Source organism: Bacteroides sp. BFG-637 (assembly GCF_024793605.1).
GTDB lineage: Bacteria > Bacteroidota > Bacteroidia > Bacteroidales > Bacteroidaceae > Bacteroides > Bacteroides vicugnae.
On the sequence record NZ_JANUPD010000002.1, the window covers coordinates 2328027 to 2352936 of the forward strand.

Consider the following 24910-nt stretch of genomic DNA (forward strand, 5'->3'; position numbering starts at 1 on the left):
TAAAAAATAGAAATATGATGAAATTTTTTATAGCAATGGCTATGTTATTGGTTAGTAGCGTTGCGAGTGCAGAAGATAAACAGATAGCAAGTCCTGATGGGAAGCTGGTGGTAACAGTTTCGGATAGAGATGGGAGACCCTCTTATTCTGTCAGTTATGACAATGTTCTCTTTTTAGAGCCATCTCCATTGGGGATTGTTGCAAATATCGGAGATTTTTCATCGGGGATGTCGCTAGAGAAAAATGTTTTAATAAACGAAATAGATGAAACCTATGAGCTACCTTCTATTAAACAGAGCAAGGTTCATTATGTGGCGAATGAAGCTGTATTTTTGTTTACACAACAAGGGAAAACAGTTTATGATGTTATATTCCGCATAAGTAATAATGATGTTGCTTTTAAATATAAGATGTATCCGCAAGGTGAGACACTAAATTGCGTGATTAGGAAGGAAGCCACAGGATTTGCGTTTCCTGACGGAACCACCACTTTCCTTTGTCCGCAAAGTAAACCGATGGGGGGATTTGCCCGTACTTCTCCAAGTTATGAGACGTCTTATACAGCAGATGATGTCGCAGGGAAAAATGGCTGGGGAGAAGGATATACATTTCCCTGTCTGTTCCGTAATGGAGATAACGGTTGGGTGCTTGTTTCCGAAACGGGAGTAAATGGCGGATATTGTGCGAGCCGTCTGTTGGGACAAAAAGGAGGAGTATATACCATTGGATTTCCGCAAGAAGGTGAAGCGAATGGGAATGGTACGGTTTCTCCGGGGATAGCATTACCGGGCGAGACGCCTTGGCGTACTATTACTTTAGGTAAGACTTTGGCTCCCATAGTGGAGACGACCGTTCCTTTTGATGTTGTAAAACCGCTTTATCCGGCAAAAGGAGAGTATACGTATGGCCGGGGTTCATGGAGCTGGATTATCGGTATGGATGGAAGTACTAATTACAAAGAGCAACTCCGGTATATTGATTTCTCGGCAGCGATGGGGTATCAATCTGTGTTGGTCGATGCCTTGTGGGATAAACAAATTGGGCGTGATAAAATTGAAGAATTGGCTAAATATGGGAAGGACAAAGGGGTAGCTCTTTATTTGTGGTATAATTCGAATGGGTATTGGAATGATGCTCCGCAAACTCCGAGAGGTATTATGGATAATGCGATAGCCAGACGTAAGGAGATGAAATGGATGCAAAGCATTGGTATCCGCGGAATAAAAGTTGACTTTTTCGGAGGTGACAAGCAAATGACTATGCAGTTGTATGAGGATATCTTGGCGGATGCAAACGAGTACGGCCTTCTGGTTATTTTTCATGGATGTACTTTGCCTCGTGGTTGGGAACATATGTTTCCTAACTACGCATCGAGTGAAGCTGTGTTGGCTAGTGAAAATCTTCATTTCTCTCAAGGTAGCTGTGATCATGAGGCTTTTAATGCCACCCTGCATCCGTTTATCCGTAACACGGTAGGTAGCATGGATTTCGGAGGTAGTGCATTGAACAAATATTACAATGCGGATAATGCTCCACGAGGAAGTCGACGGGTGACATCAGATGTCTTTGCATTGGCTACGGCGGTTTTATTTCAAAGTCCGGTACAACATTTCGCTTTGGCACCGAATAATCTGACTGATGCTCCTGCGTGGGCAATTGATTTTATGAAAGAGGTCCCAACGACTTGGGATGAGGTACGTTTCATTGATGGTTATCCTGGCAAATACGTTATTCTTGCCCGTCGTCATGGAGACAAATGGTATATTGCCGGAGTAAATGCGCAGAAGGAAACACTGAAACTTAAAATTAATTTGCCGATGTTCTCCAATGGAGAAAAGGTGAGACTGTATGGTGATGATAAGGCATTGCAGGGTAGCGTAAAACAAATAGAAATAGGTAAGAAACAAGAATTGCAATTGGCCATTCCTTGCAATGGTGGAATATTAATAACCCAATAACTTTAAACTGATAGAATATGAAAAACTTGAATTTTTGGGGTGTATCACTCCTGTTGGTTATGATGGCTGTTTCGGGAACGGCACAAAATCCTATTATCCAGACAAAATATACCGCTGATCCGGCTCCAATGGTATATAATGATACCGTTTTTCTTTATACCACTCATGATGAGGATGATGCCGAAGGTTTCAAAATGCTGGACTGGCTGCTTTATACTTCTACAGACATGGTAAACTGGACGGATCATGGTGCAGTCGCTTCCTTGAAGAGTTTCAATTGGGTGAAGCGTGATAACGGTGCCTGGGCAGAGCAAGTCATCGAACGTAATGGTAAATTTTATATGTATTGCCCGATTCACGGTAATGGTATCGGCGTATTGGTATCCGACTCTCCTTACGGTCCTTTCAAAGACCCTTTGAATAAACCGTTAGTATGGCAAAAAGAGCATTGGGATGATATCGACCCTACCGTATTTATTGATGATGACGGGCAAGCCTATATGTATTGGGGCAATCCAAATGTCTATTACGTGAAACTGAATGAGGATATGGTTTCTTATTCGGGAGAAATCGTAAAACTGGCTGATAAGCCGGAACATTATCAGGAAGGACCTTGGACGTATAAGCGGAACGGACATTATTATATGGCTTTTGCTTCAACTTGTTGCCCGGAAGGTATTGGCTATGCCATGAGTGACAAGGCTACCGGTCCATGGGTTACAGAAGGATATATCATGCGTCCTACGGAAAGAACCAGAGGCAATCACCCCGGAATTATTGATTATAAGGGGGACTCGTATGTGTTTGGCCTAAATTATGATTTGCTTCATCTGGAGACTTTCGATCATAAAGAGCGGCGTTCGGTATCTGTTGCAAAAATGCATTATAATCCGGATGGGACAATTCAGGAAGTCCCCTATTGGCAGGATACAAAACTGGAGCAAATCGGGACCTTTAATCCTTATCGCAGAGTGGAGGCTGAAACGATGGCTTGGGGGTATGGGCTGAAGACCGGGAATTTAGAGAATGGAGGTTTATATGTGACAGATATTGACAATGATGAATACTTGTGTGTGCGAGGTGTTGATTTTGGAGCAAAAGGGGCGAAGAAGTTTAGTGTCAGCGCTGCCTGCATTGAAAAAGGAGGAAATATTGAGATTCGTTTGGACGGTGTTGACGGACAGATAGTTGGTAATATCAGCATATCTTCTACAGGAGGAATGGATATCTATAAACTGATGTCATGCAAGATAAAGAATGCCAAAAGGGTGCATGATCTTTATTTTTGTTTTAAGGGAGAGAAAGGGAAGAAACTTTTCAATTTGGATTATTGGGAATTTAAATAGTTCCAATACACAGCAATTGTTTTTTAATTTTATATATCAAGAATATGGTCATGAGAAAACTGTTTGTTTTGTTTTTGTTACTACTATCCGGGATAATGGGATATGCAAGTGATACATTTCGTAATCCGGTTATTTATGCGGACGTTCCTGATATGTCTGTGATTAGGGTAGGTGATGATTTTTATATGATCAGTACTACAATGCATCTGATGCCCGGAGCGCCTGTCATGAAATCAAAAGATCTTGTAAATTGGGAAATTGTAGGTTATGTATTTGATAAACTGACGGATACTCCGAATTATGACCTGAAAGACGGTACTGTCTATGGACGGGGACAATGGGCGTCATCGATTCGTTATCATAATGGTAAGTTTTATGTATTCTTTTCCCCTAATGACAAGCCGCACAAAGGATATATTTATTCGACAACTGACCCGGGCGGTAAGTGGGAGTTGGTATCTCGTACACCGCATTTTCATGATGCATCTCTTTTCTTCGATGATGATGGTAAAGTGTATATTTTTTACGGGACAGGCTCTCTTGTTGAACTAAAGAGTGATCTTTCAGGAGTGCAACCCAATGGTGTCAATATGAAAATCTTCGAACGTGACGAGACGGAGAATGGACTGTTGGAGGGAAGCCAGGTGATAAAACATAATGGAAAGTATTATTTGTTGATGATTTCATGGCCGAGAAATGGCATCCGCAGAGAGGTATGTTATCGTGCTGATAATATAACCGGGCCATATAAAAAGAACGTGATTTTAGAAGATGCTTTTGATACGTATGGAGGAGTGGGACAAGGGAATATTGTTGATACACCGGACGGTCGTTGGTATGGCATGATATTTCAAGACCGTAACGGAGTGGGACGTGTTCCTACCTTGATGCCATGTCGTTGGGTAGACGGTTGGCCGATGCTGGGGGATGAAAATGGACATGTACCTTTGGTGATGGAGAAGCCGATTCAAGGCTATCCGGAAATCCCTTTGGTGGTAAGTGATGATTTTGATGTCTCCAAGTTAAAGCTTAACTGGCAGTGGAACCATAATCCGATGAACGATTTCTGGTCCTTGAGTGAACGTCCCGGTTACTTGCGGCTTAAGACGGATCGGATAGTCGATAATTTGTATGCTGCTCCCAATACCATCACACAGCGTATGGAAGGACCTGCGTGTAGTGGAACTATTTCTATGGATATATCCCACATGAAAGATGGGGATGTCGCCGGATTTAGTGCATTTAACGGGGATTCGGGGTTATTGTCTATAATAATGGATGGAAATAAGAAATATCTCACAATGAGTACGAATGTTGTAGAATTGAATGATTCTGACAAAGCGATTCTGAAAGTTGACGCTGTTGAGGAAGAGCGGATAGGCTTGGATCAGAATATGATTTATCTGCGTATTGACTGCGATTTTAGTCAGCATCGTGATTTGGCTACTTTCTATTATAGTTTGGATAATCGCAAATGGATAAAGGTCGGACAGGATTTCAAAATGAAGTTTGATTTTACCAAGTTTTTTATGGGAACAAAGTTTGCCATATTCAATTATGCTACGAAAACGAAAGGTGGATATGTGGATATTGATTTCTTTCATTATAAAAAAATAGAAATGTAATACATTGATAATCAGTGTGATTGTTTTACTGTGCTACAAGGGAAAAGATAGATGTAACATTGAAAATGAAGATGTTATTTTGGAAAAGAAGCCCGTAACATAATTATGTCTGTAGTTTTATGAGCTGGGATATCTTTGCAGAAAAGATCAGTAATTCATATTTGATTATAAAGAAAATAAGAAGTATTATGAAGAATACACAGGTTATGCAATCAATGTCAATCGTTTGGCTCTCCATATTTATGTTAGGGATAACAATGATGTCATGTAACTCAAAGAAAGAACAACAATTACCGACTATTGGAAAATTTGTGGCTCTCTTTGATTATTTTTCCTACAAAGGAAATGATGATTTTTATATTTCCAATCCTCTGTCAGGTGAAGATTATTTTTATAATCCTATTTTGCCAGGATGGTATTCCGATCCTAGTGTTTGCACAAATGGAGAAGGTGATTATTTCCTGGTAACATCTACATTCACCTATTTTCCCGGTGTTCCTATTTTTCACAGCAAGGATTTGGTGAATTGGAAACAGATAGGACATGTGTTGAATCGCGCTTCGCAATTAGTGAAGATGGAAGGACAGAAAGTGAGTGGCGGTATTTTTGCTCCGGCTATTTCTTATAATCCGTATAACAAGACATATTATATGGTAACAACCAATGTCGGAGCCGGGAATTTCTTTGTTAAGACGCAAGACCCGTTTGGTGAATGGTCGGAACCCGTCATGTTGCCGGAGGTCGGAGGTATTGATCCTTCTTTCTTTTTTGATGAAGATGGTAAGGCATATATTGTTAATAATGATGAGGCTCCGGATAATAAACCTGAATATAGCGGACACCGTACTATACGCATACAAGAGTTTGATGTGAAGGCGGATAAGACGATCGGTCCCCGTAAAATTCTTGTAAACAAAGGAGCTCAACCGGCAGATAAACCAATTTGGATAGAAGGCCCTCATTTATATAAAATAAATGGAAAGTATTTCTTGATGTCCGCCGAAGGTGGAACGGGGAACTGGCATTCGGAAGTGATTTTCCGTGGTGATTCTCCGATGGGTAAATTTCTTCCATGGAAAAACAATCCGATTCTGACGCAAAGACATTTGAATTCTGACCGTCCTAATTCGGTAACCTGTGCTGGTCATGCAGACTTGATTCAAACAAAAGAGGGAGATTGGTGGGCTGTTTTTCTGGCTTGTCGCCCTATTAATAATCAGTTTGAGAATTTGGGACGTGAAACATTTATGATGCCGGTGAAATGGAGTGAAGACGGATTCCCGTACATGACACAAGGCGATGATTCAGTACCTATGATTGTAAAACGTGAAGGTGCGAAACGCGATACGACAGTTACTTATGGTAATTTCGAGTTAATAGAGAACTTTGATTCTCCTGTACTTGATATGCCATGGATGACTTTAAGAACTTCTGCATCCGATCTATATTCTTTGTCGGAAACACCCGGATATTTGACCTTGAAGTGTGCAGATATTAGCGCTACGGAGAAGAAGACTCCGGCATTTGTCTGCCGTCGGTTGCAACATCATAAATTTGAATGTGCTACCCGTATGTTGTTCAATCCTTCTGACGACAAGGAAATGGCAGGAATGCTGTTGTTTAAAGATGAGACGCATCAATATTTCTTCTGCTTGAATAAAGTGGGTGAGAATAAAAATATTTCTCTGAAACAAATTGGTGAAAAGGAACAGACATTGGCTTCAGATGAAATAGACGCAAATACAAATGAAGTATATTTGAAATTAGTATCTCAAGGAATTGGTTACGATTTCTATTATTCTATTGATGGTGAAAAAAGCTGGAAACTGCTTTGTAAAGATGTAGATTCCAGTTATCTCTCTACTACAACGGCTGGTGGATTTACTGGTACTACAATCGGATTATACGCTACTTGCAAATAATTATTTTTTTATATAAATCTAATACTAGTAACTATGAGTGGTATTTATAATGACGGCTAGTGCAATTAAAAAAAGAATGATGATTAGAAAACAATGTGGTTAATTAACATCTTAAACTAATGGTAATGAAAAATGTAACGAAGAAAATTCAAAAGATTCCTTACTTGTTTCTCCTTATGTTGTTTAGTTTTGTAACAGCACAAGCACAAAAAGAAATGACGGTGAGGGGAACAGTTCTTGACAGTAATGGTGAGACGATTATTGGGGCCTCAGTAGTTTTAAAGGGTAATAATTCAATAGGTACGATTTCAGATATAGATGGAAATTTTGTATTGACCGTACCCAATGAGAAGTCTACCCTTATTGTTTCGTATGTAGGAATGAAGCCACAGGAAGTAAAAGTGGTTTCCAAAGGTCTTATTAAAGTGGTGTTGGAAGATGATACTAAACAACTGGAAGAAGTCGTAGTTGTAGGTTACGGACAACAGAAGAAAGCGAGTGTGGTAGGTGCTATCACGCAGACCACTGGAAAAGTATTGGAACGGGCGGCTGGCATTTCTGATATTGGTGCGGCGTTAACCGGTAACCTGCCGGGGGTTATAACGACTCAAAGCTCCGGTATGCCGGGTGAGGAAGAACCGAAAATCACAATACGTGGGACTAGTTCATGGAATAATAGTGACCCGTTGGTACTGGTGGATGGCATAGAACGTCCGATGAGCAGTGTGGATATTGCTTCTGTACAATCTATTTCTGTCTTGAAGGATGCTTCTGCAACTGCTGTTTATGGTGTGAAAGGTGCAAATGGTGTCATTTTAGTAACGACCAAACGCGGAACTGAGGGAGCTGCCCAAATAAACATTGCAGCCAATGCCACGATGAAGATACCTTCTAAACTTCCTAACAAGTTGGATTCTTATGATGCTTTGATGGCGCGTAATATGGCTATTGAGCATGAGTTGAGCTTGTATCCGGATTCATGGTCGTACATAAAGCCGCAGGCAATAATTAATAAGTATCGTAATCCGGCAAATTTGGAAGAAGCGGAACGCTATCCGAATGTGGACTGGCAGGATGTATTGTTCAAAGACTATGCGATGTCCTACAATGCAAATGTGAATGTCAGCGGTGGTACTCGATTTGTAAAATATTTCGCTTCTGTCGATTATGTGCATGAGGGAGACTTGTTCGATGTATTTGATAATGGGCGTGATTATAATTCCGGTTATGGGTATGACAGAATTAATGTACGTAGTAATCTGGATTTCCAGATAACCAAGAGTACTGTTTTTAAGGTTAATGTAGCAGGCTCTAATGGATACAAGAAAACTCCTTATAATAATTCCAATTATGATAGTTCGGCCGACTGGTCGATTGCCCAGCAGTGGGCGGGGGGCGTATAATATTGCTCCGGATGTATTCCTTCCGAAATATTCGGATGGTTCGTGGGGATATTATCCGAATATCTCGAATGTTACCAACTCTGCAGAAAATGTGTCATTGGGAGGTACGATGACTACCACTACTACACAGATAACAACTGACTTTGCATTGGAGCAGGATTTGAGCTTTATAACGAAAGGATTGAGTGCAAGAGCTATGGTTTCTTGGGATAATACTTTTGTAGAATGGAAGCGCGGTATCAATGACCTATATAACGACGCACAACATAAATGGATTAATCCGGATACAGGTGAGGTCAGTTATAAAAAGTCGTATGACAACAATACTGGTTTTGATTTTATGCAGGGTGTAATGTGGAATACGGAAGGTGGTGAAGTCAAGAATTGGGCGACACAGCGTAATCTTAATTATCAGGCACAATTAAATTGGGCCCGTAGTTTTGGAAAGCATAATGTTACCCTTATGGGATTGTTCAGTCGTCAGGAAACGGCTACAGGAAGTGAAATTCCTCACTATCGTGAAGACTGGGCATTCCGTACTACTTATAATTGGTCGGATCGGTATTTTATTGAATATAATGGTGCTTATAATGGTTCCGAGAAGTTCAGCAAAGAAAATCGTTTTGCGTTTTTTAATTCCGGTGCTATCGGATGGATGGTTAGTGAAGAACCGTTTATGAAATTCTTGAAAGAACGCAGAATTTTGGATATGTTGAAAATTCGTGCTTCTTACGGTGAAATTGGTGATGATAATGTAAAAACACGTTGGTTGTATATGAACCAATGGGCTTACGGCGGAACCTCGTCTTTGGATGTAGATCGTGGTGAAAGCCCATATACTTGGTATCGTGAATCAGCAGTAGGTAATTCTGATGTGCATTGGGAGAAAGTAAAGAAATTGAATTTTGGTATTGATTACTCGTTTTTGGATGGCTTGTTTGCAGGTAGCGTGGAAGTCTTTCGTGATAAACGTACTGATATTCTGGTGGGTGGAAGCGATCGGGCTATTCCTTCTTATTTTGGTACTACAGCAGTTACCGCTAACTTAGGTAAGGTTAGAACCAAAGGTTATGAGTTGGAACTTCGTATCAACAAGACATTTTCCAATAGGATGCGCGTTTGGGCTAATATGAGCATGACCCATGCGGAAAATAAGATACTTGAAAAAGACGATGCTCCATTGTTGGCTGGGTATCAAAAGGTGGCTGGTTATGCCATTGGTCAGAATAAGGCATATATTGATAATGGATATTTGAATTCTTATGACGATGTGATTGGTAGCCCGCAGCATGATACAAACAATTCACAACGTCTTCCCGGAGACTATTATATCGTCGATTTCAATGGTGATGGCGTAGTCGACAGCAAGGACCAAGCTCCTTACGGTTACTCTGATACTCCACAGAACACATATAATGCTACTCTTGGCTTTGAGTGGAAGGGATTCAGCGCTTTTGTACAGTTCTATGGTGTAAATAATGTGACTCGTGTCGTTCAGTTGACCAGTTTCGGCAGTCAGATGAATACGGTGTACGACCAGGGTAGTTGGTGGTCTGAGGCTGGCGATGCGGCCGATGTTGTAACTCCGCGCTGGTTGTCAAAGGTGAGCGGTTACAGTAATGGTACGCAATACTATTATGACGGTTCTTACATTCGTCTGAAAAATGCAGAGATAGCCTATACCTTTACAGATGGATGGGTGCGAAAACTCGGGGTGAAAAATTTGAAGATTTACTTAAATGGAAACAACTTATGGGTATGGTCTAAGATGCCGGACGACCGTGAATCGAATTATGCAGGTTCGGGCAATCAAGGGGCGTATCCTACGGTGAAACGTTTCAACTTAGGTGTTAAATTTACATTATAATCAAAGTACTATGAGAAAAATATATAGAACTCTTTTATGCGGTAGCTTATTGCTCTTCTCGTTGGGATTTTCATCTTGTGAGGACTATCTGGACAAGGAAGCTGACTCTACCGTGTCTGAAGAAGAAGCATTTAAGAACTTTAGGAATTTTCAGGGGTTTATCGAGGAAATATACAACTGTATTCCTGATAAGGAGAAGAACAATTATACTACTTCCTGGAACTGGGGAGATGATGAAATATTCAACCCGGAAGGTGACAGCCACATGACGCATCAGGTCGATTTGGGTAACTTCCGTGCATGGTCTACCAATAATCAATGCTGGCTCTATCGTACCGGCAGTGATCCTACGGCTACTTATCATCCGAACAGTGACGGCAATGCTAAGTTTAAACATTCACTGTGGCCACATGCATGGTATTGTATACGTAAGGCTAACATTGGCATCGCTAATCTAGAAAGGTTAACGGAAGCTACGGATGAGGAGAAAAACCTGATTGCCGGTCAACTTTATTTTTTCCGTGCATGGTGGCACTTTGAAATGATGCAATATTTTGGCGGATTGCCCTATATTGATACAGTCTTATCTGCTACAGAGAAAATGTCTTTGCCACGTCTGAGTTATCAGGAATGTGCGGATAAAGCGGCAGCCGATTTCCGTATGGCAGCGGATTTGCTTCCTATTAATTGGGATAACACAACTGTTGGCAAACAAACCGCGGGTAAGAATGATTTGCGTATCAACAAGATTATGGCATTAGGCTATCTGGGCAAGAATTATCTTTGGGCTGCCAGTCCTTTGATGGAGCATGGTGCGCAGCTAGGTGGAAGCAATACTTACAATTACAATACAGAATATGCAAAAAAAGCTGCAGAGGCATTCGGAGAGTTACTGACACTTGTCGAAAGCGGGCAGACGCAATATGCATTGGCGCAGTTTGATTATAGTGATATTTACAATCATACCAAATCGGCATCTGCTTCTGATAGTTATTCTGAAATATTCTATACTACTGGTCAGAACTGGAAAATGCCGGGTACTACAGAAGCTATTTTCCGTGGTCCGTCCGAAGACTTCAACGGTAGTAACTGGAATATGACCAAATTGTGGGGACCTAAAATTTATGGTTTGGTTGAACATGATAATATCATTCACCAGCCTACCGCCAACTATGTGAATTTGTATGGTATGGAGAACGGTTTGCCATTGAGTGAAGATGAAACAAAATCCGGTTTTAGAAAGAATTTTCCATTTAGAAATCGTGATGCCCGTTTTTATCATGACATAGTTTTTGACGGATTCCATTATGTCAATGCAGCTATTCCTGAAGCAGACAAGGAATTCTTGCGCTATTGCACCCTGTATACGGGTGGAGCTATGAGAGCCGTGGCCAATGCCAGCCGTACCGGCTATTTCATCCAGAAATTAGTACCGCATCAGGCTAATAAATATGATGGGCTCTATAATTGGTCAGGTAACCTGCATACATACTTACCTTACATGCGTTTGGCGGATATTTATCTGATGTACGCTGAGGCTTGTGCGGCAGTAGATGGTGCTGCAGGTAAATCTACGAATTTTGGTAAAACGGCCGAAGATGCGATCAATACTTTGCGTAAACGTGCGGGAGTAGGCCCTGTTGGTGGAGGAGAGCCGGGTGATGAAAAAGGTACTCTTTGTCCGGAATATATTTCCAATTCCCGGAAATTTATGGATGAAGTTCGTCGTGAACGTGCTGTCGAGTTGTCTTTCGAAGGTTTCCGCTTTAACGATTTGCAGCGTTGGTTGCTGCTGACCGAAGAACCCTATATTATTAAGACTTCACAAGAATTCGAACGTGTAGAGAATGAAGACTTTTATAAGAATAATGATCCGGCAGAGGCAGAAGTGAGAAACTTCCGTGAGGTGACTATTTTGAAACGGGTATTTGGAACGAAGCATTACTGGTTCCCCTTATTGGATAATGACGTGTATCTGTATGCTGAATTCCCGCAGAATCCGGGATGGTAATTCCTTATGGTTACTGAATGTATAATTATAAATGAATAAACAATGAAACATATATATAGAAGATTCATTCTCAGTGCAGTGCTTGTTTTTCCGGTTGTTATTTCTACCGGTGCACAAGAGTTGGCAGGGGATAATGCAAGTTCGCTGCAAAACGATTCGTTGGTGCAGGTAGCTTTCCGAAAGGTTTCTCAGAGCAATTTATTAGGAGGTGTCTCAGTAGTAAATGTAGAGGAATTGACGAAGAAAAATTACAATACATGGAGCTTGACCGATATGCAGGGATATGTCGGTGGTTACAATGGAAACTCATTGTGGGGAATGGATGAAAAGCTGATATTGGTGGACGGGGTACCTCGCAATATTGATTATATTTCTCCTACGGAAATCAGCCAAATAACCTTTTTGAAAGGTGCGCAAGCTGTGGTGCTCTATGGTAGTCGTGCGGCTAAAGGAGTAATTATGATTACAACCAAAAGAGGTAAGAGTACGGACCTTCAAGTAGATGTACGTGCTAATACAGGGTTTTATGTCGCAAAGAGTTACCCCGAATATTTAGGTTCGGCCGAATACATGACTCTTTATAATGAAGCACGTGCCAATGACGGGCTCGGTACTCTCTATAGCGCGGAAGATATTTACCATTATGGATCCGGTGAGAATCCTTATCGTTATGCTAATGTGAATATGTATTCGTCGGACTATATCAAGAAGGCATATAATCGTTCGGATGTTACAGCCGAAATTTCGGGTGGCAATCATCGTGCCCATTTTTATACGAATATAAATTATCTTCGTTCCAATGACGTTTTCAAAATCGGTGAAGCGAAGCATAATGGGACCAATGGTTTAAATATTCGCGGTAACGTAGATTTGACATTGAATGACTTTATTACAGCTTATGTGAATGCTAAAGTATCTTTCTATTCACGTCGTAGTGCCAATGGCTCTTATTATTGGAGTGCGGCATCTGCATTGCGTCCCAATCGTATTTCTCCGTTGATTCCGTTGAGCTATATTGATGCAAATGCAGCCAGTGCATGGGATTTGGTGGCGAATAGCAATAATATAGTTGATGGAAAATACTTTTTGGCAGGAACACAATCTGATATGACAAATGTATTTGGCGATTATTATGCTTCAGGTTATAGCAAAGCAACAGATCGTTCGTTCCAGTTTGATGCGGGAGTGAACATTGGTTTGGACAAGGTGTTGAAAGGACTCTCTTTTCATACTCGGTTTTCTGTAGATTACTCTACTGCTTATATCACTTCTTATAATAACAGCTATGCCACATATGCTCCTACCTGGTCTAATAATGGGGGAAAGATATTATTGTCGGTTTGACAAAATACAATGAGGATAAGAAGTCTGGTGTGCAGAATATCAGCGGCAGTTCGGATAACCAGACTGTTTTATTCTCCGGTCAGTTCGATTACGAGAACACTTTTAATGATGATCATCATTTGGCTGCCATGTTAATAGCCTCCGGTTATCAACAAAGTTATTCAGGAGAATATCATAAGACAAGCAATGTAAATTTGGGCATGCAGTTGGGATATAACTTCCGCAATAAATATTATGCCGATTTTGGTGGGGCTGTTATACATTCTGCAAAGTTGGCTCCGGGACATCGTAATGCTTTCTCACCTTCTTTGACATTGGGCTGGAGATTATCCAACGAGAGCTTTCTGGAAAAATCTCCGGTAGTGGACGAACTGATGTTGAGTGTGTCTGGCAGTATCTTGAATACGGATTTGGGAATTGACAACTATTATATGTATGATGGTTATTACAACCAATCGGACGGTGCATGGTGGGGATGGCGCGAGAGTGTATCACTACACTCTACTAACTCTAAACAAGGGGCGAATGAAGACTTGAGCTTTATCAAGCGTAAAGAGCTTTCTGTTAATCTGAAAACTTCTTTATGGAACCGGATGATAACAGCGGATGCATCTTTCTTTGTTAATTCAATCGAAGGTAAAATCGTGACTTCTACTACTCAGTATCCGGAGTATTTCTTCACTTATTACCCGACCGCTTCGTTTCGTCCGTACATCAACTACGATAATGACCGTCGCATGGGATTTGATTTCAACGTAAACTACAACAAACGTTTCGGTAAGGTTGATTTTACAGCGGGCGTTACCGGAACTTACTATACAACGAAAGCTACCAAGCGGGATGAATTGCATCAGGATAAATACCAATACCGTAAAGGATATGCTGTTGACGGTATTTGGGGATTACAGTGCATCGGATTCTTCAAGGATGAGCAGGACATCATAGATTCTCCTGAACAGCGTCTTGGCGGTACAATAAGACCGGGTGATTTGAAATATGTAGATCAGAATAATGACGGTATAATTGATGATAAAGATCAGGTTTATCTGGCTCGTGGCGGTTGGTATGGAGCTCCCTTGGCGTTGGGTATAAACTTGACTGCTAAATGGAAAGGATTAACTTTCTTTGTATTGGGTACAGGTGAGTTTGGCGGACATGCCATGAAAAACAACGAGTCTTATTATTGGATATCCGGTGAAGATAAATACTCGGCAGTAGTCCGGGGGCGTTGGACTCCGGAAACGGCAGCAACAGCTACTTATCCGCGTTTGACTACAGAAAGTGGAACTAATAACTTTTATTCTTCCGACTTCTGGATGTATAAGACGGATGCTTTCCGTCTGGCAAAAGTACAGGTCACGTATGATCTACCTTCCAAGTGGTTTAAGAATAGTTTTGTTCATGGAGTATCCGCATATATCAGCGGTTCTGATTTACTCACAATATCCAAGGAACGCAAGGCGCTGGAATTGAATGTTGGCTCCGGCCCGCAATGCCGCTTCTATAATTTAGGTGTGACTGCAACTTTCTAATACAGATTATTTCAATAATTAAAGAACGAAATTATGAAAAATATATTCAAATTATTGGCTTTCTTACCTCTGCTGACTGCTTGTGACGATTTGTTTGAACCGGCACTGGAGAACAACAGAGATCTTGAAGCTATGCATAAAGAGCCGAGCTATGCGCAGGGTATACTTGCGAACGCTTATATTATACTCCCTTACGAAACTTCACCTACAAGTGACTTGGCTACGGATGATGCTGTGACTAATGAGATTTCCAGTAACTATCTGCGAATGGCTACAGGTTCCTGGACTGCCAATAATAATCCGGTTTCCCAATGGCAGAATCGTTTCAACGCTATCCTGTATATCAATCTTTTTTTAGAGAATGTGGATAAGGTAGAATGGGCGAAAGACGAACGTATCTCTACTATGTTTCTTGATCGTTTGAAAGGAGAGGCTTATGGGTTGCGTGCACTGCATATGTATTATTTGTTACGTGCACATGGTGGTAAGATTGCGGACGGCACATTGATGGGAGTACCTATTATTTTGAAATCAGAAGGACCGGATGCGGATTTTAATCATGCTCGTGCCACTTATTCCGATTGCGTGAAGCAAATAATGGAAGATGCCGGTAAGGCTATCGAATTATTGCCGCTCGATTATAAGAAATTTGCAGATAGTGAGATACCGGAAAAATATAGGAAACATCGGTGTGACGAATGCGAGTGATTATCGGCGTGTTTGTGGTGAAGAATATAGAGGGTTGATGAGCGGACGGATTGCATTGGCAGTCCGTGCACAAACGGCTCTGTTAGCTGCCAGTCCGGCATTTCAAAGCGGGTCGGGAATGACTTGGGAACAAGCTGCCGATTATGCTGCTGAAATTATAGAGAAAGCTAACGGTGGCGGCGGCTGCGGGCTGGATGCAGATGGATTGGAGTGGTATACACTTGCGGATAAAGATTATGGAACGGGCGGCAGTCCCGCCGAGGTTATCTGGCGTAGTAGTACAGATGATAATAATACATTGGAAACAGCTAACTTTCCTCCATCACTTTACGGAAACGGTCGTGTCAATCCTACCCAGAATCTGGTGGATGCCTTTCCTATGGCGAATGGTTACCCTATTTCTGAAACATCAGGCAATTACAATGCAGAAAACCCGTATGATAACCGTGATCCGCGTTTGGCAAAATACATCGTTTACAATGGTAGCAAGCAAGGTCCTAGTGATACGGAAATTATTACAGGGACTTACGGTACGAATACGGACGTTGTGAATAAGGAAAGCGGAAAGTCTACTCGTACAGGTTATTACTTGCGGAAACTATTGCGTAAAGAGTGTAACCCTAATTCACAGTATAATACAAAGAAGAAGCATTATACGGCACGTATCCGTTATACAGAGATGTTTCTGATTTATGCGGAGGCGGCTAATGAGGCTTGGGGACCACAGAATAATCATGGACATCTTTTTAGTGCTTATGATGTAATCAAAGCCATTCGTACGCGTGCCGGTTTAGGTCTGGATAATGGAGATGCTTATTTGGAGAGCATAAAGGATAATAAAGACAAGATGCGTGAACTAATCCGTAATGAACGCCGTATCGAACTTTGTTTTGAGAATTTCCGTTTCTGGGATTTACGTCGCTGGAATGTTGATTTGACCAAACTGAATGAAACTGCTCTTGGGGTGGAAATAAGCAAGAGCGGTTCTATAATGAGCTACTCTCCGCTTACGGTAGAGAAAAGAAAGTATGAGGAGTATATGATTTACGGGCCAATACCTTTTGCTGAAGTAATGAAGTGGAGCAATCTGGAACAGAATGCCGGTTGGAAATAATTGTAAAATAATAAATAATGAAGCATATGAAATTAATTAAATTAATATTTGCCATGTCAGTTGGAGTTTTTGTTTCATGGACGATGACATCCTGTGAAAATCAAGATAATGAATTTCCTGATTATGAGGGCGGCACTTCAGTCTATTTTGCAACCCAGTATCCGGTGAGAACGTTGGTTATGGGTGAAGATGAGTATGATACGACGTTGGACAACGCTCATAAATGTAAGATTAATGCTACTATGGGCGGTGTTTATGCTAATAAGAAGGATATCACGATAGATATTGAAGTAGACAATACATTGTGTGATAACCTTTATTACTCGTACACTTCTACATCTGAGAATGTGCCGGTAAAAGCTATGCCTTCCAATTACTATACATTATCCGATGATAAGATCACTCTGAAGAATGTATTGATGGATGGTGTGGAAGTCTCATTTACTGATGCTTTCTTTGCTGATCCCGAAGCGCTGACCGCTACCTATGTCATACCTTTGGTAATGACAGGTGTGACTAATGCTGACCGTATTTTGAATGGTACTTTGTCCGAAGGAGCAGAAGCCGTCAGATGTAATTCGTCAGTGTGGTTGGTGCAACCACAGGATTATGTACTTTATTGTGTGAAATACATCAATAAATGGACTGGTAAGTATCTGCGTCATGGCGTGGACAAAGTGACAGAAAACGGGACAACTACCGAGAATGATCGTCATAACGAGTATGTAGAAGATGATGAAATATGTCAGACTGTAACAAAATCCTTGACTGAAACCATTCTTACAGTTACTACCAATTTGGGGACAACGGACAATCCGCGTAATATCAGTTATAAGTTACTGCTGGCTTTTAATGGCGATGAATGTGTGGTTTCCGGGTTGGACGGCGTTACGGCTACTGGTACAGGTAAGTTTGTTCAAGACGGTGAGAAGAATAGTTGGGGCAATAAAGATCGTGATGCCATTTATTTGAAGTATACTGTGGATTTCAGTAATGGATTAAAGTTTGAAACAGAAGATACATTGGTTGCGCATAGTCGTGGTGTGGCAAGAGAAGATTTTACGCCGGTCTATGTGAAGAATTAATCGTTAAACTAGAAGAATATGAAATACTATAATAGAATTTTACTGCTTGCTATGGTTGTCGGAATAACTGTATCTTGTGCGGATGCGCTTTTTGCGGACTACAAGACGGAGAAACCGGAGAGTCTGAAAAAGTATGAGTACTTGAACGAATATGGTGATTTGAAAACATATATTGATCGTATCTCCCATCCCGACTTCAAGTTGGGAACGGGAGTCACGGTGAGTGACTTCTTGAAGCAAGATTTGGTTTATACTTTGACTGTCAATAACTATGACGACGTGACGGCTGGTAATGCCATGAAATATAGCTCCTGTGTAGATGCCAAAGGAAATATGGATTTCGGTACAGTCAAGAAGTTTGTGAAAACTGCTAAAGAAACGGGAATCAGTATTTACGGGCATACGCTCTGTTGGCATTCACAGCAGCAAAATGCTTATTTGAATGGGCTGATTGCTGATAAAGAACCGGAACCGGTTCCTGGAAGTTCAGAAATCGCACTTCATATAAAAACCTCGAAGCCTCAAGCGAATGTATGGGATTGGGAATTGTATTATGATTTAGATGAATCATTAATAGCAAATCAAGAATATACCATAAGTGTGCGGATGAAGGCTTCTTCGGCTATAACCTTTCCGTTCTGGCCCGGGAAGAAAGATGGATCTGACACTCAATATGGTGCAGGGACTTTTTCAGCGGGTGAGCAATGGTCAACTAACACATTCACGTTTACGCCTTCTGCTGATATAGATAGGTTACGATTCTGTTTCGGTTTGTTTGGCGGTGATTTGTATTTTGATGATTTAACATTGACTGCCGCGGGCTCTGATAGAAATTTGATTATAAACTCTACTTTCGAAGAAAGCAAAGATTTGTCCCGATGGAGCAAAGCGAGTTGGATTGATTTTACCTATGGTATAGAGGAGGTTCAGGAAAGTGGATCCGTGTTAACTAATGTATATATATTAGAGGATGACTTTTCAAGTGGAACAGCTATGATGGGGTGGGGAAATAATTCGACTCGGCAGGTGATTGACGGAGTACATCAAATGACAAATTCGTCGGAAGTAAATCCTTGGGAAGCACAGGCTGGCTATGATTTTTCAGCTCCTTTGACAGAAGGGACTACCTATTTCTTAAAGATGAAGATTAAAGGCAGTGTAGCAGGTAGTATTGGGGCGGCCTTTCAAAAACCGGACGGATTTGCCGGGCGTGGTGACTTCCCTTCTATACCAATTACAACAGAATGGGAAGAGGTTACTGTATTTACCAACTGCACGGGAGATGCGGCTACTCGTATTCTTTTTAATTATGGGAAGTATGTCGGTACCATCTATATTGATGATTTGTCTATATATTGGCAGAAATCGGGTAATACGATTCCTCTGACTCCGGAAGAGAAAGAAGAAATCCTAACGAACGAATTGGAGCGTTGGATTAAAGGTATGTTGGAATCTTGCGGTGGTTATGTTAAGGCATGGGATGTCGTGAATGAACCTATTTCCGGAAAAGATTCGGATGGGGATGGCTATTACGATCTTCAGTCAGCTTCTCAAACAGATGATAATGGTGTCTCCGGTGAGAACTTCTATTGGCAGGATTATTTGGGTGATGATTACGCCCGTATTCCGATTAAGTTTGCGCGTAAGTATTTTGCGGAGTTCGGTGGTAATCCTGATGAGTTGAAGCTTTTTATTAACGACTATAATCTGGAATCCGACTGGGATCAGAATAAGAAGTTAAAGAGCTTGATACATTGGATCGAACGTTGGGAGTCTGACGGGGAAACAAAGGTGGACGGTATCGGTACTCAAATGCATGTGTCTTACTATATGAATCCTGCTACTCAGGCTAGTAAGGAAAACGCCATTATCAATATGTTTACCCTGTTAGCTTCTACCAGTAAGCTCATAAAGATCACAGAATTGGATATGGGGATTGTCGATGCAACCGGTGAAACGATACTGACAGAGAATCTGACAGACGAAATGCAGCAGAATATGTCTGATTTCTATCAGTTTATTATTGAGAAATACTTTGAGATTATTCCAGTGGCACAGCAATATGGCATCACTCATTGGAGTCCGACAGACAGCCCTTCTGAAAACTCCTTCTGGAGAAAAGGACAACCAATTGGTCTGTGGGATTTGAATTACAATCGCAAACCTGTCTATGTTGGTTTCCTTGAAGGTTTGAAAAATGGTACTGCCAGTAAATAAATGAGATAGAGAACTATCATGTAGTTTATGCTGATTTAGATTAGGCACGCTCGTCCGGATAGCGGAGTCTCTCGATAGAGCTCCGCTATTATTTTAAATAGATGTAATTAAATAGATTGATGAAATTATGAAAAGAATAATAGGTATATTAACTTTGTCTTGTCTGCTGTTTTCTGCTTGTGGCAAGGATGAAATTTCGCAAGAGGAAAATGAAAAGAAAACAGAAGAAACAACAGTCGGTGATGATACCGGTGGTGATAAATCGGATGATGATCCTGATTCTCCGAAACTGGTTGTTTCTTTACATGTAGAGGGACGTTATCTGAAAAATGAACAAGGGAAAATTGTCAACTTGCATGGATTTACGCAGACCTATAGTCCCTATTTTAATAACAACGCATGGAGTAATTATGATGTAAGCAGTTGCCTTAGCTATAACAAAAGTATGGTGGATAAAATACTGGCTGCCGGATGGAAATTTAACTTTGTACGTCTGCATATGGATCCTTATTGGAGTGATGATACTACGCTGCCTTATGTACGTTATGAAGAACATGAACGTTTTTCGGAAACACGTTTCAAGAAGTACCTGAAAGAGTTGTTTGTCCCGATGGCGGAATATTTTATTTCTAAAGGGATGTATGTGGTGATGCGCCCGCCGGGAGTTTGTCCACATGCAGGTGATACTGAAGATAACAGGTATCTAGGTATAGAGTTGGGAGATTCTTATCAGGAGTTTCTACTGAAAGTGTGGGACATTGTATCGCAGAATGCTGTTGTGAAGAATAATCCTGGGATTATGTTCGAGTTGGCTAATGAACCCGTTCATATAAAAGGTGCAGACGGTATATATGGAGGAGACGGTGATGCTTGCTTCATTAATATGCAAAAGTATTTTCAGGCGATTGTTGATAAAATACGTGGAAATGCTTGTAACAATATCATTTGGGTACCCGGATTGGGCTGGCAATCTCAGTATAGTGGCTATAAAGACCATCGTATAGAAGGAGAAAATATAGGTTTTGCCGTACACTGTTATCCGGGCTGGTATGGAAGTGATGCCGAACAGGACAGTGGTGAAGGAAATGGATCCTCTATAGGAGGGGGATATGAACCTTTCCAACGTGGTTGGGACAAGCAAGTAGGTCCGGTAGCTAGTTTTGCTCACTGAGATAGACTGGGCACCGAAGAAATATGATGCAACATGGGGGAAAAGTATTACGGGAGTGGCGAAAGGCGGAGGTTTTGGAGCTAATTTCAAATACATAGCCGATCAATCCGGCAATGTTTCCTGGCTGTTCTTTACTACAAAGTCTCATGAACTGGCTGCTTTTAGGGATGTAGCGGGTGAACCGGGAAACTATACTTTTTTGAATGACCCGGAAGCGTGCCCGTGGGCTATTTATCACTGGTTTAAAGAGTATGCTGAAATGGATGAATAATAATATCAATTTTGTTACAAAATGAAAAATATTATTTTATTGAGCTGTATGTTATGTGCAAGCATATTTGCCTTTGCACAAGACCCTAATTTCCATATTTACCTTTGTTTAGGACAATCCAATATGGAAGGGAATGCAAAGATTGAAGCGCAGGATACGTGCAATGTCAATGAACGTTTTCTGATGATGGCGGCTGTTGACTGTCCGTCTTTGGGACGTGTCAAAGGACAGTGGTATAAGGCTATTCCTCCGTTAGTACGTTGCCATACAGGGTTAACACCGACCGATTATTTCGGGCGTACGTTGGTGAAAAGGTTGCCTGATAATATTAAGGTAGGTGTTATCAATGTAGCTGTAGGTGGTTGCAGGATTGAACTGTTTGATGAGGAGAATTGCGAAGAACATATTGCCTCTCAACCGGAATGGCTGAGAATTACCGTGAAAGCATACGGTAATAATCCTTATCGTAGACTAAAGGAATTGGCTGTAGAAGCACAGAAAGCTGGGGTGATTAAAGGTATTTTGTTGCATCAAGGCGAGTCTAATACCGGTGATAAAGAGTGGCCTCAAAAAGTAAAGAGAGTCTATGAGAATCTGTTGAGGGATTTGAATCTTCAGGCAAAGGATGTTCCCTTACTGGCGGGAGAAGTAGTGCATGCCGACCAGAATGGCAGATGTGCAAGCATGAATGAGATAATCAATACGCTGCCACAGGTGATTCAGAATGCGTACGTGATTCCTTCTTCAGGCTGTCCTGCCGCAGAAGATAATTTGCATTTCACGGCAGAAGGATACAGAAAATTGGGAGTGCGGTATGCCGAGAAACGACTCCTTTTGTTAGAGAAAGAACCAAACTCCGGGATTACTACCCAACCGGCGTCCACTAATATTCTGGGATATGACTATCCTCGGGTGGATAAAGAGGGGCGTGCTCATTTTCGTTTCTATGCTCCGCAGGCTAGCAAGCTACAAGTGGATTGTTGCGGAAAGAAGTATGATATGTGGAAAGATACCGGAGGACTCTGGACGGTAACGACCGACCCTCTACCTGTAGGATTCCATTATTATTTCCTGATAGCAGACGGAGTGTCGGTAACAGATCCTTCCAGTTATACGTTCTTCGGTTGTTGCCGTGTGGCAAGTGGTATCGAAATCTCTGAAGGTGAAGAGGGGGAGTATTATCGTCCTCAACAAGTACCTCACGGACAAGTTCGTTCCTGTACGTATTATTCGGAAACACAAAAAGAGTTTCGTCGGTGTATGGTATATACGCCGGCAGAGTATGAAACTCATCCGAAGAAGCGTTATCCGGTACTATATTTGCAGCATGGTATGGGAGAAGATGAAACCGGCTGGGGCACACAAGGACGTATGAATCACATTATGGATAATTTGATTGCATCTGGCAAGTGTGTGCCGATGTTGGTAGTGATGGATAGCGGAGATGTGGAAGCTCCGTTCCGGCCGCGTCCCGGAAAGGATATAAACGAAGAGCGGGCTCTGTATGGCGCAACTTTTTATGATGTTATCCTGAAAGACTTGATACCTATGATAGACCGTACGTTCCGCACCAAGACCGACCACGAACATCGTGCAATGGCAGGATTGTCGTGGGGAGGACACCAGACTTTCAATACTACACTGCCCCACCTTGACAAGTTCTCTTATATAGGGAGTTTTAGCGGAGCAATTTTCGGACTGGACATGAAAACTTGTTTTAACGGAGTATTTTCTGATGCGGACGGATTCAATAAAAGAGTGAATTATTTCTTTCTTGGTTGTGGTACGGAAGAACAAATGGGAACAAAGAAAATGGTAGAATCACTCCGTGAATTGGGAATCAAAGTGGATTATTATGAATCGAAAGGTACGGGACATGAATGGTTGACTTGGAGACGTTGCCTGAAAGAGTTTCTTCCAAATCTGTTTAAACATTAAATAATACGAATATGAAATTTAAACAAGTTGCAGCAGTATTGCTGTTTTTAGGGATATTGCCACATCATTTATCTGCGCAAAATCCGATTGTACAAACATGCTATACTTCAGATCCTGCCCCTATGGTGCATGATGGCACATTGTATGTCTATACGGGACATGATGAAGATAAGGCGGATTTTTTCTGGATGCAGGAATGGCGCGTGTATTCTACCAAAGATATGGTGAACTGGACTGACCATGGTTCTCCTCTTGCTATTGAATCATTTGCTTGGGCGGACGATCGTGCCTGGGCAGCACAGTGCATCGAACGTAATGGTAAATTTTATTGGTATGTCTGTTTGCACTCTAAACTGACCAATACCATGGCGATCGGTGTGGCAGTCGGTGATACGCCTGTCGGTCCTTTTAAGGATGCCATCGGTAAACCCCTTCATGACGGGAGCTGGGATTATATAGATCCTACCGTATATATAGATGATGACGGTCGTGCTTATCTGTATTGGGGAAATCCGAATATCTATTATGCAGAATTGAATGAAGATATGATTTCTTTGAAAGGTGAAGTGGGTAAACTGGAACAGACTGTTGAGAGCTTTGGTGCACCCAATCCGGAAAAACGTGTCAAAGGTGTTAAGTATAAAGATACTTATACAGAAGGCCCATGGCTTCATAAACGGGAAGGAAAATACTATCTTCTTTATGCTGCCGGAGGTGTACCCGAACATATTGCCTATTCTATGAGTGACGGACCTCTTGGGCCGTGGAAGTATATGGGAGAAATCATGCCTTTACAAGATACAGGCTCGTTTACTAACCATTGTGGGGTGATAGACTATAAAGGCAATTCTTATTTTTTCTATCATACGGGTAAGCTGCCGGGGGGTGGAGGCTTCGGGCGAAGTGCAGCGGTGGAGCAGTTCAAATATAACGCTGACGGTACTTTCCCGATTATTAATGCTACCCGGGGAGGGGCATCACCGATAGGTACGCTCAATCCTTACGAAAGGGTGGAAGCTGAAACTATAGCGTTTTCTGAAGGAGTGAAGTCCGAGCCAAATGTGAAAACCGGTATATATATATCTGAAATTCATAATGGAGACTATCTAAAGGTACGTGAAGTGGATTTCGGCAATAAATCTCCCAAACGGTTTACAGCTACCGTTGCCAGTGCCCTTCGTGGCGGGACACTTGAAGTACGTACAGACAGTATAAGCGGACCATTAATTGCGGAACTGACTATTCCTTCAACGGGAGGTTGGGAATGCTGGAAAACATTGCAGGCTGATATTGTAAAACCGGTCACAGGAATACAAGATATTTATTTTGTATTCAAAGGACGTAAAGGCTGTAAACTGTTTAACTTTGATTGGTACAAGTTTAACAGATAAACATGCT

9 protein-coding genes and 4 pseudogenes are annotated in these 24910 nt (G+C 41.5%); all 13 read left to right on the top strand.

Going from position 1 to position 24910, the window contains the following annotated elements; translation table 11 throughout:
- Positions 1 to 17: 17 nt before the first annotated feature.
- The 13 genes and pseudogenes from NXX38_RS09095 (at position 18) to NXX38_RS09155 (ending at position 24903) form a co-directional block, all read left to right on the top strand.
- Positions 18 to 1958 (top strand): glycoside hydrolase family 97 protein, encoded by a 1941-nt coding sequence (locus tag NXX38_RS09095; protein ID WP_258981907.1) that lies wholly within the window; start codon positions 18 to 20, stop codon positions 1956 to 1958.
- Positions 1959 to 1975: 17 nt separating this feature from the next.
- Positions 1976 to 3304, top strand: a complete 1329-nt coding sequence (locus tag NXX38_RS09100) for a glycoside hydrolase family 43 protein (protein WP_217721821.1) — start codon at positions 1976 to 1978, stop codon at positions 3302 to 3304.
- Between the two features lie 50 nt (positions 3305 to 3354).
- Positions 3355 to 4929: a glycoside hydrolase 43 family protein gene (locus NXX38_RS09105; protein WP_258979312.1), complete on the top strand. Its 1575-nt coding sequence runs from the start codon at positions 3355 to 3357 to the stop codon at positions 4927 to 4929.
- Between the two features lie 188 nt (positions 4930 to 5117).
- The gene (locus NXX38_RS09110) at positions 5118 to 6851 is read left to right on the top strand and encodes a glycoside hydrolase family 43 protein (RefSeq protein ID WP_258979314.1); all 1734 of its coding nucleotides are present in this window, start codon (positions 5118 to 5120) and stop codon (positions 6849 to 6851) included.
- Between the two features lie 119 nt (positions 6852 to 6970).
- Positions 6971 to 10121, top strand: a pseudogene (locus NXX38_RS09115) (SusC/RagA family TonB-linked outer membrane protein).
- A gap of 10 nt (positions 10122 to 10131) precedes the next feature.
- Positions 10132 to 12132, top strand: coding sequence for a RagB/SusD family nutrient uptake outer membrane protein (locus NXX38_RS09120; protein WP_148364032.1), 2001 nt, complete (start codon positions 10132 to 10134; stop codon positions 12130 to 12132).
- 42 nt (positions 12133 to 12174) lie between these two features.
- Positions 12175 to 15008 (top strand): annotated as a pseudogene (locus NXX38_RS09125) (SusC/RagA family TonB-linked outer membrane protein).
- Positions 15009 to 15041: 33 nt separating this feature from the next.
- Positions 15042 to 16830: pseudogene (locus tag NXX38_RS09130) on the top strand (RagB/SusD family nutrient uptake outer membrane protein).
- A 26-nt stretch (positions 16831 to 16856) separates the two neighbouring features.
- Complete coding sequence (locus tag NXX38_RS09135; protein WP_143867439.1) at positions 16857 to 17915, top strand: DUF5627 domain-containing protein; 1059 nt, start codon at positions 16857 to 16859, stop codon at positions 17913 to 17915.
- Between the two features lie 18 nt (positions 17916 to 17933).
- The gene (locus NXX38_RS09140) at positions 17934 to 20132 is read left to right on the top strand and encodes an endo-1,4-beta-xylanase (RefSeq protein ID WP_258979319.1); all 2199 of its coding nucleotides are present in this window, start codon (positions 17934 to 17936) and stop codon (positions 20130 to 20132) included.
- Between the two features lie 127 nt (positions 20133 to 20259).
- Positions 20260 to 21562: pseudogene (locus NXX38_RS09145) on the top strand (cellulase family glycosylhydrolase); the annotation flags it as partial.
- 33 nt (positions 21563 to 21595) lie between these two features.
- Entirely contained in the window at positions 21596 to 23512 is a 1917-nt protein-coding gene (locus NXX38_RS09150; protein ID WP_258979322.1) for a sialate O-acetylesterase, read from the top strand.
- Between the two features lie 11 nt (positions 23513 to 23523).
- A complete protein-coding gene (locus NXX38_RS09155) occupies positions 23524 to 24903 on the top strand; it encodes a glycoside hydrolase family 43 protein (RefSeq protein WP_148364026.1) in 1380 nt (459 codons plus the stop codon).
- The last annotated feature ends 7 nt before the right edge of the window (positions 24904 to 24910 follow it).

Bases quoted from the DNA above. Each gene is read 5' to 3' on its own strand.
- NXX38_RS09155 (WP_148364026.1), top strand. From the start codon at position 23,524: ATGAAATTTAAACAAGTTGCAGCAGTATTGCTGTTTTTAGGGATATTG.
- NXX38_RS09120 (WP_148364032.1), top strand. From the start codon at position 10,132: ATGAGAAAAATATATAGAACTCTTTTATGCGGTAGCTTATTGCTCTTC.
- NXX38_RS09110 (WP_258979314.1), top strand. From the start codon at position 5,118: ATGAAGAATACACAGGTTATGCAATCAATGTCAATCGTTTGGCTCTCC.
- NXX38_RS09150 (WP_258979322.1), top strand. From the start codon at position 21,596: ATGAAAAATATTATTTTATTGAGCTGTATGTTATGTGCAAGCATATTT.
- NXX38_RS09095 (WP_258981907.1), top strand. From the start codon at position 18: ATGAAATTTTTTATAGCAATGGCTATGTTATTGGTTAGTAGCGTTGCG.
- NXX38_RS09105 (WP_258979312.1), top strand. From the start codon at position 3,355: ATGAGAAAACTGTTTGTTTTGTTTTTGTTACTACTATCCGGGATAATG.
- NXX38_RS09100 (WP_217721821.1), top strand. From the start codon at position 1,976: ATGAAAAACTTGAATTTTTGGGGTGTATCACTCCTGTTGGTTATGATG.
- NXX38_RS09135 (WP_143867439.1), top strand. From the start codon at position 16,857: ATGAAATTAATTAAATTAATATTTGCCATGTCAGTTGGAGTTTTTGTT.
- NXX38_RS09140 (WP_258979319.1), top strand. From the start codon at position 17,934: ATGAAATACTATAATAGAATTTTACTGCTTGCTATGGTTGTCGGAATA.